The following is a 14,082-nucleotide window of genomic DNA, read 5'->3' as shown; positions in this document are numbered from 1 at the left end:
GGGCGCGACGACGCGCCGAGGCCGACTGAACGACGTATCAGGGTGACAGGCTTCCCTCAGGGCACTCCTGCCGCGGTGAGGAGGTCATGGCCGGTTGCCGCAGCAGTTGTGCGATGAGCCGTTCCTTGGCCAGGGCGAGATGGCGACGGTAGGTGCCGTAGGGCACCCCGAGGCGCCGGGCGGCGCTCTTGTGGGTGCGGGACGCGGTGATGTACGTGGCGGTGAGGGCCTCGTGAGCCCTGACGCCCGCCGGGTCGGTCTGGATCGCGTCCAGGGCGGCGAGGACGGCACCGCGCAGCTCCGCGGCCGGGTCGGCGCAGCCGCGCGGCACGAGAGGGGAGCGCAGCAGGACACTGGTGGCGAAGGCGCGCGGCGAGTGCCAGGTGCGCAGCGCCTCCAGCACGCCCTCCGCGAACTCCGCGCGCGGCACCGGGCCCGCCGGGCCGCTCGGGGCGGCGGTCGCGGGCCAGGTCGCCACGGGCGGGTGCGCGGCGCGGGCCCGGTGCCGCACCCACTGCTCCACCGTCTGCCGCCGCCAGTCCCGGCCGAAGACGTGGTGGAGCCGCCCGCCGGCCGCCACGGCGGCGAGTTCCGGCATCCCGGCCTCGGCGAGGTGGCGTCCCCACCGGTCGGCGTCCTCGATCACGGTGAAGGTGGCCGCGCGTCCGTGGGCCCGCATCTCCTCGCCGATGGCGCGCCGGGTGATGAGTTCCCTCAGGGGCCCCTGGTGGCCGCGCTGCACCGCCAAGCGGCGGATGCCGAGATGCTCGCCCGGCGCGAGCGGAGCGACCGCCGCCATCAGGTCCCAGACCGCCGCGACCACCGGGTCCGCGGCGCGGTCCTCGGCCAGCGGGGTGTCCAGCCGCAGCAGGGCCGTGAACGACACGGGCGCGGCGGAGCCCTTGTAGCGGTGGACGCGGAAGGCCGCCGGTTGCCGGCGCACCCAGTACGCGACCGCGGCCGCCGAGGCCGGGCCCTCCGCGTCCTCGGCCAGGCGCACCACGCCGGGCACGTCCTCGGGCCGCAGCGGGGTGTCCTCGATATCCGGGTACGCCCGGTAGGTGTAGGGATGGTCCGGGTCGCCCTGGTCGCGGAAGAGGAACATCCACTCCGCGGCCCGCAGCGGCGCGTCGTCCTCGGTCGCGGCGCGTACGGACCGCAGGCCCGCCAGTGAGACACGGACCCGTACGTCGTCGTAGCGCTCGGGGTCCCGCCAGCGCAGATCGGCCGCGAAGGCCGCCCGCACGGCGTCGTGCGGGTGCAGCCCTTCGGGCGTGACCTCGACGCAGGGCAACTGACGCAACCAGGAGAACACCGCGTCGGTGCCCTCGTCGCCCAGCACCGCGCGCAGCAGGGGTTCGCGGGTGACGTGCGCCTGGACGGCGACTTCGAGGGCGCGCCGGTGGACGGCGCCGGGCAGGTCGCCCACCAGCCGTTCGACCAGGGTCGCCAGCACGTCGCCGGTCGGCTCCCACGGCGTGCCCGGTGCCGGGGCGGGCACGGAGGCGGACAGCGACAGGGCGAGCGGGTTGCCGCCGGCGAAGGCGGCCACGGCGTCGCGCCGTCCGGCGGGAACCCCCCGGGCGGCGAGCAGCGCCTGGGACCGGGCGGCGTCCAGCGGCCGCACGGCCAGCGCGGTGAACAGGCGCGCCCAGCCGGGGTCCAGCGACCACTCGGCGTCGGGGGCGTTCCGGCCGGCCAGGATCACCACCGCCCGGTCGGCGAGCCGCAGCAGCAGGGTCTCGCGCAGCCACGCCTCAAGGGACCGGCACTGCTCGAAGCTGTCGATGAGCAGCACCGCGCCGGGTTCGGCGCACGCCGGTGCGGCGGCCTCCGCCAGTTGGCGCGGATCGGCGCCCAGGAACCGGCCGTCCACGTGCACCACGCGGCGCCCGCCGAGCTGGGCCCGCCGCGCGGCGTGGCGCAGCAGCGACGACTTGCCGATGCCGCCGGGGCCGTGCAGGTAGGCCACGAGCGGGGCGTCCGCCGCGCCCGACAGCATCCGGTCGAGCACCTCCCGCTCCGGCTCCCGGCCGACCAGCGCACCGGCTCGCGCCGCGGCCAGCCGGTCCGCCAGTCCGACGGCTGTCACTCCGCGCTCCTCATCGCATAGCGGTCGCAGTAGGCGCACCGGACGTACCGGAGCTTTCCGGGACGGACGACTCAGCGGACCGGAACGGACCCGGGCCCGGCCGAGCACCCAGGGCGCCTGGGCCGGGTCAGAGGAACTCGCTGCGGTAGGTCGAGGCCAGCTCGGCCGCGCGGCGGCGGCGCTCCGCCAGTTCGTCCTCCGACAACCGCGGCGGCGGCGCGTCCTTGCCCGCGACCACGTCACCGATGCGCAGGAAGTACTCGTCCTGCCCGGCCGGGGTGCACATGCACAGCATGCGGGCCGGCGCACCCGAGACATTGCGGAAGTGGTGCGGCGCGTTGGCCGGGACGTTGATCGTGGACCCGGCCGTCACCGTGTGCTTCTCGCCGCGGAAGGTGAACTCGATCTCGCCTTCGAGGATGGTGAACATCTCCTCGAAGTCGTGCCGGTGCGGCGGCGGGCCGCCACCATCCGGCACGCGCATGTCTATCAGGCAGTACCGGCCGTCGGTCTGCTCGCCGGTGACCAGCATGGCGTACGTGTTGCCCACCAGGGACACGTAGGTCGTGCCGGGGTCGTCCGGGTGGGCCACGGTCAGCGACCGGGTCGGGTCGTCGTCGGGAATCATCGGGTTCGTCTCCTCGGGAGTTCGGTCAGGGGGGTCGGGCGCCGGGCGATGACGACCGCGCACGGGGCACGACATCCGCGGTGGCGCCGCAGCGCGGGGCGGCGGCTCGGCCGGCCACACCCGCGGACGGTGATCATCAACGGTCGGTGCAGCCAGAGTAAGAACGTCCGTTCATGGAAGGCGTGTACGTTGACGACACCGGATGGGACACCGGCGACATCATCATCGACGAGGAGGACGGATGAGCGACAGACCGCGTTTCCTCGGCCCGGGCGGGAAGGTGGGCACGTTCGCCGTCGACGCCGAAGCCACCGGCTCCGGCCGGGAGACGTGGGAGTCGTTCATCGACACCTGGAACGACCGCATGGGGGACAGCTACCCCCTGCCGGAGTTCGACGCCGCCACGGTCGAGGGCTTCCAGGGGACCATGCGCTCGGTGACCCTGCACGACACCGCCGTCAACGAACTCTGGGGCTCCTCGCCCCTGAGGACCCGGGCCGTCGGCACGCACGAGCACGACCACATCAGGCTGTACGTCGGACTGCGGGGCGCGTTGGCCCTGCAGGACCCGCACGACCAGGGCGGGGACGCCCGCATCCCGGCCGGCACCTACTTCATGCACCACGTCGTACGGGAGAACCACTTCCACACCACGGCCGACAGCGCCAGCCGCATCTTCATCTTCCCCGGCGACGCCCTGCGCTCCCTGGTCTCCGGCAGGCCCCGCTCCGGTCCGGCCACCTCGCCCGCCGCGCAGGTCCTGATGGCCCACACCACCATGGTCCAGCGGACCGTGGGCGATCTCGGCCCGGCCGCCGCGCGGGCGTCCCGCACCGCCCTGATCGAACTGGCCAAGGGGCTGGTCCTCGACCACTTCGACGACCGCGAGCCCACCTTCACCCCGGCGCTCGCCCAGGCGGCCAAGGACCTGGCGGACACCCGCCTCACCGACGCGGACCTGTCCCCGGCCGCCATCGCCGCGCACCTGCACGTCTCCGTACGCACGCTGCAGCGGGCCTTCGCGGGACTCGACGAGTCGTTCAGCGCCTACATACGCCGCCGGCGCCTGGCGGAGGCGGCCGAGGCGCTCAGCGTTCCCGGAACCCGCCTCACCGTCTCCGAGGCCGCCGCGCGCTGGCACTTCACCGACAGCAGCCACTTCATCCGGGCCTTCAAGAAGCAGTACCAGGTGACGCCGGCGCGGTACGCCCGCCGAGCGGCCTGACGGCGACGGCCGCTACGCCCCGCCCTTGCGGCGGCGAGGCGCGGCCGAGCGCGGGGGCGCCGAACGCATGTGGTCCCGTACCGGCGCCAGCAGGCCGGCGAGGGTCTCGACGTCCTCGGATGCGAGCGGGGCGAACAACAGGCTTCTGACCACCTCGACGTGACCCGGCAGCACCTTCGCGAGCAGTGCGCGTCCGGCGCCGGTGAGGGTCACGGTGACGCCGCGCTCGTCGTCCGGCGAGGGGGCGCGGACGACCAGACCCTCCTTCTCCAGCAGACTCACCTGATAGGTCAGGCCGCTGCGGCTGTAGACGACGCCGTCGGCCAGGTCGGTCATGCGGTGGCTGCCCGTCGGCGAGTCCCCGAGGCGGGCCAGCAACTGGAACTGCACATAACTGAGGTCGCCGGTCTCGCGCAGTTGCTGCTCGACGGCGTGCCGCAGCAGGCTGGTCACCTCGATCAGGTCGAAGTAGGCGCCGAGCTGCACGGGGTTGAGCGAGGGCGGCGAATCAGACATGACCTGAGTCTACTGCTGCGAATTCGAAGGATGTGGGTGCGGGTGCCGCACCGGGTGGGCAGTTCTGGACGCTGTTGAGCACCGCGGAACCTGGTGATCGGGCAGCGACGCGGCGCAGGGTTGCGGGAAGGAGGACGGCGCCGCCGCCCGCACAGTCCCGAGGACCGGCCATGAGCATCCCCTGCCTCGCACCGCGCGAGGACCAGCAGCATGTCGAGCGGACCGGCGGCGCTGTCACCGGCGCCCCGCCCGGCGCCGCGTCGACCGGCCGGACGGACCGGCGGTCCGGGTCCGCGCGGTGAGGGCGGCGCGGCCGGGCCACGGGGACGAGGCCGTGCACGCGGTGCCGGCATGAGTACCGCCGGGTGGAGCCCGGTGTCCTTGACCGTCGTGAGCGCCGGTGCCGGTGCCGGTCGTCCGCGGCCGACCCGGCTGCTGGCGGACCGGGTCGTGGAGGTGGTGTGCCGGTCACTGGCGGCCGGTGGTGCGCGCGCCGAGGTGGAGGTGGTGGAGCTGCACCGGCTGGCGGCCGACCTCGCCCAGCACGCCGCCCACGGTCGCGCCAGCCTCGACCTGCGGGAGGCGGTCGCGGCGGTCGCGGCGGCCGACGGGCTGGTGGTGGCGACCCCGGTGCTCGCCGCGTCCCCGGGCGAGCTGTTCGACTCGTTCTTCGCCGTCCTCGGGGACCGGGTCCTCGCCGGCATGCCGGTGCTCCTGGCGCTGCACACCGGCCCGCACCGGCCGGCCCCCGGCCTCGCGCACGTCCTGCGCGGGCGTCTGACCGGCCTGCGCGCCGATCCCGTCCCCACGGTCGTCGTCGCCGGACCCCCGGACCGGCAGAGCACCTCCGACGGCGACGCGGGAGAGCTGGACGCCCGTATCGGCCGGGCCGCCGCCGAACTGGCGGCGGCGATGCGTCCGCACCGGCACTGACCGACCCCACCCCTTGCTTCGAATTCGAAGCAGATGTACGCTCCTCAACAGTTGCTTCGAATTCGAAGCAGCATCGATCGCGATGAAAGCGAGTACCGACATGAAGGCAGTGCGTTTCCACGAGTACGGCGACCCCGACGTCCTGCGTTACGAGGACACCGAGCAGCCCGCTCCCGGCGCCGGCCAGGTCCGGGTCCGCGTCGCCGCCACCTCGTTCAACTCCGTGGACGGCAACATCCGCGCCGGCTTCATGCGCGGCCCCATCCCGACGGAGCTGCCGCACACCCCCGGCATCGACATCGCCGGCACGGTCGACGCGCTCGGCGAGGGCGTGACCGGCCTGGCCGTCGGCGACGACGTGGTCGGCTTCCTGCCGATGGACCGTCCCGGAGCCGCCGCGGAGTACGCCCTCGCCCCCGCCGAGGCCCTGACCGCGGCGCCCGAGAACGTGCCCCTGGCCGACGCCGCCGCCCTGCCCCTGGTGGGCCTGACGGCGTACCAGGCGCTGTTCGACCACGGCAAGCTCACGGCCGGACAGCGGGTACTGATCAACGGGGCCGGCGGCGCGGTCGGCGGTTACGCCGTGCAACTGGCCAAGAACGCCGGTGCCCACGTCATCGCCACCGGCAGCCCGCGCAGCGGCGCGGCGGTCACCTCCGCCGGTGCCGACGAGGTGATCGACCACACCGCCACCAGTGTGACCGCGGCGGTGACCGAACCGGTCGACATCGCCCTCAACCTCGCGCCGGTCGACCCGGCCGAACTGGCCGCCCTGGTCACCGTGATCCGCCCCGGCGGGGTCCTCGTCAACACCACGGTATGGATGCCGGCCCCCAGCGACGAGGACCGGGACGTGCGCGGCATCGACCTGTTCGTCCGCAGCGACGCCGGCCAACTGGCGCACCTGGTGGCCCTGGTCGACAGCGGCGAACTGCGCGTCGAGGTCGCCGAGCGGGTGCCGCTGGCCGAACTGCCGGCCCTGCACGCACGGGCCGCCCAGGGCGCGGTGCACGGCAAGGTCGTCGTCGTCCCGCCCACCGCCTGACACCGGTCCTCCGCCGGAGGAACCCCGGCGTCCCGCACGGGATCGACTCCCGAGCCGTCAGCTCCGACGTGGCCCGGCGGGCCCTCGCCACCCGCGTCCCGGAGCCGACAGGAACCGCGGCCCTGTCCACGGACACCCCGTCCGTGGACAGCCGCGCGGGCGGGTCCGCGTCAGATGACGCCCTGGGCGAGCATCGCGTCCGCGACCCGCTCGAAGCCGGCGATGTTGGCGCCGGTGACGTAGTCGCCGGGGGCGCCGTAGCGCAGGGCGGTCTCGTGGCAGGTGGCGTGGATGTCGTTCATGATGTGCGTCAGCTCCTCCTCCACCCGGGCCGGCGACCAGGCCGTACGGGCGTGGTTCTGCGCCATCTCCAGCGCGCTCACCGCGACCCCGCCCGCGTTGGCGGCCTTGCCGGGGCCGAAGGCGACGCCCGCGCGCTGGAACAGGTGCACCGCCTCGGGGGTGGTGGGCATGTTCGCGCCCTCGGCGACCGCCTTCACGCCGTTGCGCACGAGGGTCGCCGCGTCGTTCTCGTCCAGCTCGTTCTGGGTGGCGGACGGCAGCGCGATGTCGGCCGGCACCTCCCAGACCCGTCCGTCCGGCACGAAGCGCGCGGAGGCGCCGCGCCGCTCGGCGTACTCGCTGATCCGCCCGCGCTCCACCTCCTTGACCTGCTTGAGCAGTTCGAGGTCGATGCCCTTGTCGTCGACGACGTACCCGCTGGAGTCCGAGCAGGTCAGCGGGTTGGCGCCGAGGGCGAGGAGCTTCTCGACGGTGTAGATGGCGACGTTGCCGGAGCCGGAGACGACCGCCGTCTGCCCCTCCAGGTCCTCGCCGCGCTCGCGCAGCATCGCCGCCGCGAACAGCACGCTGCCGTAGCCGGTGGCCTCGGGCCGGATCGCCGAGCCGCCCCAGCCCGCTCCCTTGCCGGTCAGGACCCCGGCCTCCCAGCGGTTGGTGATCCGCCGGTACTGCCCGAACAGGTAGCCGATCTCGCGTCCGCCGACCCCTATGTCACCGGCCGGTACGTCGGTGTGCTCGCCGATGTGCCGGTACAGCTCCGTCATGAACGACTGGCAGAACCGCATGACCTCCGCGTCGCTGCGGCCGTGCGGGTCGAAGTCGCTGCCGCCCTTGCCGCCGCCGATGCCCAGGCCGGTCAGCGCGTTCTTGAAGATCTGCTCGAAGCCGAGGAACTTGACGATGCCGAGGTTGACGGACGGATGGAAGCGCAGACCGCCCTTGTACGGACCGAGCGCGCTGTTGAACTCCACCCGGAAACCCCGGTTGACGTGCACCCGGCCCTGGTCGTCCTGCCAGGGCACCCGGAAGATGACCTGCCGTTCCGGCTCGCACAGCCGCTCGATGAGACCGGGCTCGGCGTACTCCGGCCGGGCCGCCAGCACCGGGGCCAGCGTGTCCAGCACTTCGTGCACGGCCTGGTGGAACTCCGGCTGGGCCGGGTTGCGCCGCTCGATCTCGACGCGCAGGGCGTCGAGCCGGCTCTTGCTGTCGTCTCGGGTCGTCACAGGGTCCCTCTCTGACACGGCTGCCACCGGTACGCGACCGGTGAGGAGCGCTCGGCGCCGTTGCCGCGCGCAGGACGGGCCGCCCCGGAGCGGGGCCGGCGCATCGCACCGACCGCACCGGAAACGGCCGGCCCTCAGTGTTACTCCTGTGTAAAGCCCGAGGCCAGCATGGATACCTCAACTGTCCGGACTGTGAGACTCGCACGCGGGCGGGTCGGTTCCGGCCATGGTGTACGAGGCTGTCAATGGGATAACCGGTCGTCTGCCGGGCGAGCCGAAGCCGGGAGCGGCGGCGGGGGGCCGGTCGCGTCGCGTGACTGGCGGCTTTCGGTCTGACCGTGCGGGCCCGCGAGCCTCACAATGGCGGGCACACGCTGTGGGAGGCCGCCGTGAACCCTGCTCGTTTCGCCAGCCCCGCCGGGACCGTCCTGCGGGCCGCGCTCATCCTCGCCCTGCTGCTCGGCTGGTCCATCGCAGCCGGGCCGGACGCCCGGGCGGGGGAGGCACGGGCCGGCGCCGTCGTGGTGCGCGGCGGCAACACGCTCTACAGCGCGAGCGGCGCCCGGTGCACCGTCGGCTTCAACGCCCGGTCCGGTTCCACGCTGTACGCCCTGGTCTCCGGCTGGTGCGTGGGGAGCGTCGGCAGCACCTGGTACGCCGACTCCACCTTGACCACGGCCGTCGGTGTCACCGCGGGGATGAGTTTCCCGGGCAACGACTACGCGGTCATCCGGTACACCAACACGACGGTCTCCTACCCGGGCGAGATCTCGCTGGGCGGCGGCGGGGTCCAGGACATCACCGCCGCGGCCAGCCCGGCCGTGGGGCAGCAGATCTGCCACGTCGGACGGACCTCGGGCTACCGCTGCGGAACCGTCCAGGCGGTCAACGTCACCGTCAACTACGGCGGCGGCGTGGTGTCCGGCCTGTTCCGGTCGAACCTCTGCTCAGAGCCCGGAGACATGGGCGGCCCGGCGTTCTCCGGCGGTACGGCCCTCGGCATCATCGTCGGTGGCAGCGGCAACTGCGCCAGCGGGGGCGTCACTTACTATCAGCCGGTGGTCGAGATACTCGCCGTGTACGGCCTGAGCATCTACTGAGCCGGGGGCGAGGCACTGCCCGCGCGGGCTCCGCCGACGCCGCGGTGACCGCGCGCCCCGCCCCGTGTCCGTCCCGGCACTACCCCGGCGCGCGGGTGAATCCGTGGCTCCGCTCCACCTTCGCCACATGCAGGGTGTAGTTCTGGTACCAGTCGGCCCGCCCGCGCCGCTGTGCCGCGCGGTGCTCGGCGTTGTCCCGCCACTCGGCGAGGGCCTCGGCGTCACGGAAGTACCCGACGGTGATGCCCAGCCCGCCGGGGGTCTGCGCGTGGTCCATGCCCAGGAACCCGGGGACGTCCTTGACCAGTTCCTCCATGCGGGCGTTGGTCTCGCCGTAGCCGGTCTGGTCCGGGGTCCGCACCGTGGCGAACACGGCGACGTAGTAGGGCGGTTCGAAGGCTTCGACGGGCGCGACAGGCGTCTCCGGGTGATCGCTCATGGCGTCACCGTAAGCGGGGACGTGCCCGGTGATCCAGCGTCTTTTCGCGACGGACGAAGGCCGTGCGGCGGCTCGGTGAGCGTCTCGGCGAGGGCCTGGGCGAAGGCGCGGGCCTGGGGGGAGCTGGAGGCGCGGCGCAGGACCAGGCCCAGCAGGGAGCCGGGCAGGCCCTCGACGGGCACGAAGGCCAGCGAACTGCGGCCGCTCCCGTGGTACTCGGCGCTGGAGCGGCACAGCAGCATCGCTCCCCGGCCCGCCGCGGCCAGCGAGAGGCCCTCCTGGAGGGTGTTGACGAGGGGACCGGCCGGGATGGGCCGGCCGTCCGGGGTCCGCCGGGGGGCTTGCGCGTGGCGCCAGTAGTCCGGGGCATCGCCCCGCACGCCGATCAACCGCACGTCGGCCAGCTCTTCCACCGAGAGGGAGGCGCGGGACGCGTACGGGTGCCGGGCGGGGAGGGCGAGGACCCGCAACTGCCGGGAGAACACCGGCCCGAGCACCAGGTCGTCCTCGGCCACCGGCAGCAGTACCACCGCGCAGTCCACCTCCTGGCGGCGCACCGGCCCGAACGGATCGGACAGGGCGATCTCCGCCACCTCGACCGCGCAGGCGGGGCGGCGTTCCTCGAAGAGGGCCACGGCACCGGCCAGTTGGTCGTCGATCGTGCCCTGGAAGCCGATCCGCAGCACCCCGCCCGTACCGCGGGCGGCGGCCCGGGTCTCCTCGACCGTCGCCCGCAGCGCCTCGTACGCCGGGCGCAGCGACGACAGGAAGGTCTGCCCGAGCGGTGTCAGGCGCACACGGCGGCTGGTGCGCTCCACCAGCGGGGCACCGATACGGGCCTCCAGGGACTTCAGCAACTGGCTGACCCGGCTCTGCGACACAAACAGGCGTTCACCCGCGCGGCCGAAGTGCAGTTCCTCGGCGAGCACGAGGAACGCCTCCAGCTCGCGGATCTCCAGCGTGCCCATGGCCGACCCCCTGTGCGATGCCGATCGAGTAGCCCAGCTCATGGAACCATGAGAGATCGGCCGTTGTTCCGCCGGTCCGCGGCCGGTTGGCTGACGGCATGGCACAGAGTCGGCAACTCACAGGTGTGACCCAGGACCGTCCGCGCGGAGAGCGGGGCGGAGGATGGCCCGCGGTGACCGCCGTGGCGGGCGCGACGTTCATGGTGGTCACCTCCGAGATGCTGCCCGTCGGCCTGCTCACACCGATCGGCACGGCGCTGGGCGTCACGGAGGGCACGGCCGGGCTGACGCTGACGGTCACGGGCGTGATGGGCGCAGTGTCCGCGCCGCTGCTCACCCCGGCGCTGGGCCGGCTGGACCGCAGGGTGGTGCTGTGCGCCCTGATGGCGGTGCTGGCCGCCGGGAACCTGCTGGCCGCCTGGTCCCCGCACTTCGCGGTGATGGTGGCGGCCCGGGTCCTGGTCGGCGCCGGCATGGGCGGGGTGTGGGCCGTCGCGGCCGGTCTCGCGGTCCGTCTCGTCCCCGGGCGGTCGGTGGGTCCGGCCACCTCGCTGGTGTTCGGCGGCATCTCGGTGGCCTCGGTGCTCGGCGTCCCGGCCGGTACCTACCTCGGTGAACTGGCGGGCTGGCGTGCCGCGTTCGCCGCTGCCGCCGCCCTCGCGCTGGTGGTGCTGGCCGCGCTGGCGGTGTCGCTGCCGAGGCTGCCGCCCGAGCAGGAGGTCCGGCTCGGCGGCGTGCTGCGGCTCGGCACCCGTCCGCCGGTGGCGACCGGGCTCGGCGCGGTGGCGCTCCTGGTCACGGGTCACTTCGCCGCCTACACCTACGTACGCCCCGCCCTGGAGCGGCTCTACGGGGCCGAGGCGTCGGTGATCGGCACCGTGCTGCTGGTGTACGGGGTGGCCGGGGTGCTGGGCAACTTCGCCGCCGGGGCGGGGGCCACGCGCTCGCCGCGCGCTGTGCTGGTGGTGATCGGGCTGGTCCTCGCGGTGGCGGTCTGCCTGATGCCGCTGCTCGACGGTCCGGTGGTCACGGCCGGGGTGCTGCTGGCCGTCTGGGGGCTGGCCTACGGCGGGGTCTCGGTGACCACGCAGGCGTGGCTGCTCAGGGCGGCCGGTGACGCCCGCGAGGCGGTCTCGGCGCTGTTCGCCGGCGTGTTCAACGGCGCGATCGCGCTGGGGGCGTTCGCCGGGGGCCTGGTCGCGGACGGGGCCGGCGTCCGGGCCGTGATGTACGTGGGCGGCGCCCTCGCGGCAGGTGCCCTGGCAGTGGCGGTGCTGGGGCGCGCGCCCGCGCACCGGTAGGGGCCGGCCCGGAACACCGCCACAGGACGGACCGGCCGCCGTGCTCAGTCGTAGTCGGGCAGGGTGAGGGCGCTGTACTCGGCGTGCGGCCGGTCGGCGGGGAGGGCGGAGAGCGCGCGCAGGGCGGTGTTGCGCTGCCGGAGGGCCTCTTCGGTGGCGGGGAACAGCTCGGTGTCGCCGTCGCCCGCGAGCGCCTGGTTGGCGGTCACGAACGGCCGCATCACCCTCTCGTAGGCGGCGAACGCCTCGGCGTGGTCGCGGTGCGTGGCCAGTTCGCCGGCCAGCACGTAGGCGCCGGCCAGGGCGAGGCTGGTGCCCTGTCCGGTCAGGAAGGACGGCGCGTAGCAGGCGTCGCCGACCAGTGCGACCCGGCCCGCGGACCAGCGGGGCATCCGGATCTGGCTCACCACGTCGAAGAACAGGTCGTCGGCGGTGTGCATCTCGGCGACGATCCGGGGGATCTCCCAGCGGTCGTCCGGGAAGGTGGCGGCGAGCAGCTCGCGCTGCGCCTCGGGGTCGCGGAAGGCGTCGAAGGGCGGGTCGGAGCGCCGGAAAGTGAGCAGCCCGAACACGTCCTGTCCGTAGCCGACGGCGTAGAGGGCGGCGGACCGGCCGGGGGCGTTCCACAGCAGGCCCTCGGAGACGAGCCCGAGGTGGTTGGGCAGGGTGAAGCCGGCGAAGCAGGCGCCGAGGTAGTGGTGGAAGCGCTCCTCGGGGCCGAGGACCAGCCGACGGGTGTGCGAGTGCAGTCCGTCGGCGCCGATGACGACGTCGAAGGTGCGCCGGGCGCCGCTGCGGAAGGTGACCTCGATGCAGTCCGGGTGGTCGTCGAGGGCGGCTATGGAGTCGTCGAACTCGAACGCGACGGAGTCACGGACGGCGTCGTAGAGGATCTCGGTCAGATCACCGCGCCGTACTTCGAGGTCACCGTCGGCGCCGATGGCCATGGACTCGGGGCGCAGCGCGGCGACGGCGTCTCCGTCGGGATCGAGGAAGGTGATGCGGCGGGTGTCGACGTGGGCCTTCCGCAACCGGGGGAGGAGGCCCATGCGCCGCACCGCCTCCACGGCGGTCCCGCGGATGTCGATGGGGTAGCCGCCGCCGCGTACGGTGGCCGCCTTTTCCACCACGGTGACGTCGAAGCCGTAGCGGTGCAGCCAGTAGGCGACCGCGGGGCCGGCGATGCTCGCGCCGGAGACGAGCGCGGAGCGCCGGGGGAGGGGGTGGCGGGTCTCGGTCATGGTGGCCTGATCCTTTCTGGCCGCGCCGGTGGGCCGGCCGGCCAGAGATCTCCAAGGGGGTGACGTGCTGCGCGGGAGCCGCGGAGTCCTGCGAACGCGGACGACACTACACCGTGCAGTGTAGTAAGTAAACTGCACGGTGTAGAGTGGCCGTGGAGGTGGACATGAACACGAGCGCGAACGCCGTCGACCCGGGGAAGGCGGTGCGCGAAGGGTCCTCGGAGAAGCGTGCGGCGATCCTCGCCGCGGCACGGGACCTGTTCGTGCGGCAGGGGGTGGACCGCGTGAGCATGGACGCCGTGGCGGCCCGCGCCGGGGTCTCGAAGCGCACCGTGTACGACTACTTCGGCGACAAGCGTCGGCTCTTCCTCGCCATCCTCACCGCCGCGTCCGACTCCATGCTGGCCACCAGTTGCCGGGCACTCGACGAGCACCTCCCCACCGACGCGCGGATCACGACCGTGCCGCAACTGGAGGAGGCGCTCACGGCGTTCGCCGTCGACCTGGGCACGTCGATCGTCCGTTCCCCCGACTACGCCGCCGCCTTCGCCCTCGTCGCCCAGGAGCGCCTGCGGACGCCCACCACCACGGACGACCTGGCGACGGAGGCGGCCTCACAGGAACTGGCGGACCGCATCGCGCACTTCGCCGACGCCGGCCTCCTGGACACGGACGACCCGCGGCTGGCCGCCGACCACTTCAGCGCCCTGACCGTCCTGCTGGCCTACGAACGCCACCCGGTGCCCGCCACCGCCGACCCCGAGAAGGTCCGCCGGACCATGGCCGACGGTGTGCACGCCTTCATCCGCGCGTACGCCACGCGCCGGTAGCGCGGTGCTCCGCGCCCGCCCGCGCGAGCGCGGCTTCCGCCCGGCGGTCACGACGCCGTTCGGCGACGGCGACATCGCCTGACGTCGAGCCCTCAGCCCTTCGAGAAGCAGGCCCAGTCCGCCCCGAAGTCCGCATCGCCCGGGCCACGCCTACCGCCGACAGCGCCGCCCGCCGCACCGGGCGGCAGGCGGCGCTCAGCCTCCGGTCCGGGACGCGATGACCGGCCGCACAGGA

At 73.7% G+C, this 14,082-nt stretch carries 14 protein-coding genes; 7 read left to right on the top strand and 7 right to left on the bottom strand.

All coding sequences use genetic code 11. The features are described 5' to 3' along the window. Positions 1 to 37: 37 nt before the first annotated feature. Positions 38 to 2,092, bottom strand: a complete 2,055-nt coding sequence (locus IE316_RS07795) for an ATP-binding protein (protein ID WP_229910262.1) — start codon at positions 2,090 to 2,092, stop codon at positions 38 to 40. Between the two features lie 127 nt (positions 2,093 to 2,219). Continuing rightward, positions 2,220 to 2,720 (bottom strand): cupin domain-containing protein, encoded by a 501-nt coding sequence (locus IE316_RS07790; protein WP_190203410.1) that lies wholly within the window; start codon positions 2,718 to 2,720, stop codon positions 2,220 to 2,222. Between the two features lie 241 nt (positions 2,721 to 2,961). Here IE316_RS07790 and IE316_RS07785 point away from each other — a divergent pair, with 241 nt between their 5' ends. Continuing rightward, a complete protein-coding gene (locus IE316_RS07785; protein ID WP_229910261.1) occupies positions 2,962 to 3,945 on the top strand; it encodes a helix-turn-helix domain-containing protein in 984 nt (327 codons plus the stop codon). 12 nt (positions 3,946 to 3,957) lie between these two features. On the opposite strand, the gene IE316_RS07780 is transcribed toward IE316_RS07785, so the two are convergent. Next, on the bottom strand, positions 3,958 to 4,461 hold the full coding sequence (locus IE316_RS07780; protein WP_190203409.1) for a MarR family winged helix-turn-helix transcriptional regulator: 504 nt from the start codon (positions 4,459 to 4,461) through the stop codon (positions 3,958 to 3,960). A gap of 170 nt (positions 4,462 to 4,631) precedes the next feature. Here IE316_RS07780 and IE316_RS35905 point away from each other — a divergent pair, with 170 nt between their 5' ends. The 3 genes from IE316_RS35905 (at position 4,632) to IE316_RS07770 (ending at position 6,439) form a co-directional block, all read left to right on the top strand. Next, positions 4,632 to 4,763: a hypothetical protein gene (locus IE316_RS35905; protein ID WP_268257632.1), complete on the top strand. Its 132-nt coding sequence runs from the start codon at positions 4,632 to 4,634 to the stop codon at positions 4,761 to 4,763. Positions 4,764 to 4,851: 88 nt separating this feature from the next. Continuing rightward, positions 4,852 to 5,394, top strand: a complete 543-nt coding sequence (locus IE316_RS07775) for an NAD(P)H-dependent oxidoreductase (protein ID WP_229910289.1) — start codon at positions 4,852 to 4,854, stop codon at positions 5,392 to 5,394. Between the two features lie 100 nt (positions 5,395 to 5,494). Further along, positions 5,495 to 6,439, top strand: a complete 945-nt coding sequence (locus tag IE316_RS07770) for an NADP-dependent oxidoreductase (protein WP_190203407.1) — start codon at positions 5,495 to 5,497, stop codon at positions 6,437 to 6,439. 170 nt (positions 6,440 to 6,609) lie between these two features. Here the strand turns inward: IE316_RS07770 and gdhA are convergent, their stop codons facing one another. Further along, a complete protein-coding gene (gdhA, locus tag IE316_RS07765; RefSeq protein ID WP_190203406.1) occupies positions 6,610 to 7,968 on the bottom strand; it encodes an NADP-specific glutamate dehydrogenase in 1,359 nt (452 codons plus the stop codon). A 389-nt stretch (positions 7,969 to 8,357) separates the two neighbouring features. On the opposite strand from gdhA, the gene IE316_RS07760 reads away from it, so the two are divergent. After that, a complete protein-coding gene (locus IE316_RS07760) occupies positions 8,358 to 9,068 on the top strand; it encodes a S1 family peptidase (protein ID WP_229910260.1) in 711 nt (236 codons plus the stop codon). 79 nt (positions 9,069 to 9,147) lie between these two features. Here the strand turns inward: IE316_RS07760 and IE316_RS07755 are convergent, their stop codons facing one another. Next, entirely contained in the window at positions 9,148 to 9,507 is a 360-nt protein-coding gene (locus IE316_RS07755) for an antibiotic biosynthesis monooxygenase family protein (RefSeq protein WP_190203405.1), read from the bottom strand. Further along, a complete protein-coding gene (locus tag IE316_RS07750) occupies positions 9,504 to 10,475 on the bottom strand; it encodes a LysR family transcriptional regulator (protein WP_190203404.1) in 972 nt (323 codons plus the stop codon). The genes IE316_RS07755 and IE316_RS07750 overlap by 4 nt, the downstream gene beginning before the upstream one ends. Positions 10,476 to 10,648: 173 nt before the next feature. Here IE316_RS07750 and IE316_RS07745 point away from each other — a divergent pair, with 173 nt between their 5' ends. Further along, on the top strand, positions 10,649 to 11,776 hold the full coding sequence (locus tag IE316_RS07745) for an MFS transporter (RefSeq protein WP_229910259.1): 1,128 nt from the start codon (positions 10,649 to 10,651) through the stop codon (positions 11,774 to 11,776). 44 nt (positions 11,777 to 11,820) lie between these two features. Here IE316_RS07745 and IE316_RS07740 read toward each other — a convergent pair whose 3' ends face one another. Beyond that, positions 11,821 to 13,017, bottom strand: a complete 1,197-nt coding sequence (locus IE316_RS07740; RefSeq protein WP_190203402.1) for an FAD-dependent monooxygenase — start codon at positions 13,015 to 13,017, stop codon at positions 11,821 to 11,823. Between the two features lie 164 nt (positions 13,018 to 13,181). On the opposite strand from IE316_RS07740, the gene IE316_RS07735 reads away from it, so the two are divergent. Continuing rightward, a complete protein-coding gene (locus IE316_RS07735; protein ID WP_190203401.1) occupies positions 13,182 to 13,847 on the top strand; it encodes a TetR/AcrR family transcriptional regulator in 666 nt (221 codons plus the stop codon). The last annotated feature ends 235 nt before the right edge of the window (positions 13,848 to 14,082 follow it).

This window comes from Streptomyces fumanus (assembly GCF_014655295.1).
Taxonomy (GTDB): domain Bacteria; phylum Actinomycetota; class Actinomycetes; order Streptomycetales; family Streptomycetaceae; genus Streptomyces; species Streptomyces fumanus.
Note: the sequence above shows the minus strand (reverse complement) of the source record. Positions and strands in the feature narration are given on the sequence as shown.

Bases quoted from the DNA above. Each gene is read 5' to 3' on its own strand.
- IE316_RS07790 (WP_190203410.1), bottom strand. From the start codon at position 2,720: ATGATTCCCGACGACGACCCGACCCGGTCGCTGACCGTGGCCCACCCG.
- IE316_RS07785 (WP_229910261.1), top strand. From the start codon at position 2,962: ATGAGCGACAGACCGCGTTTCCTCGGCCCGGGCGGGAAGGTGGGCACG.
- IE316_RS07780 (WP_190203409.1), bottom strand. From the start codon at position 4,461: ATGTCTGATTCGCCGCCCTCGCTCAACCCCGTGCAGCTCGGCGCCTAC.
- IE316_RS35905 (WP_268257632.1), top strand. From the start codon at position 4,632: ATGAGCATCCCCTGCCTCGCACCGCGCGAGGACCAGCAGCATGTCGAG.
- IE316_RS07770 (WP_190203407.1), top strand. From the start codon at position 5,495: ATGAAGGCAGTGCGTTTCCACGAGTACGGCGACCCCGACGTCCTGCGT.
- IE316_RS07755 (WP_190203405.1), bottom strand. From the start codon at position 9,507: ATGAGCGATCACCCGGAGACGCCTGTCGCGCCCGTCGAAGCCTTCGAA.
- IE316_RS07750 (WP_190203404.1), bottom strand. From the start codon at position 10,475: ATGGGCACGCTGGAGATCCGCGAGCTGGAGGCGTTCCTCGTGCTCGCC.
- IE316_RS07740 (WP_190203402.1), bottom strand. From the start codon at position 13,017: ATGACCGAGACCCGCCACCCCCTCCCCCGGCGCTCCGCGCTCGTCTCC.
- IE316_RS07735 (WP_190203401.1), top strand. From the start codon at position 13,182: ATGAACACGAGCGCGAACGCCGTCGACCCGGGGAAGGCGGTGCGCGAA.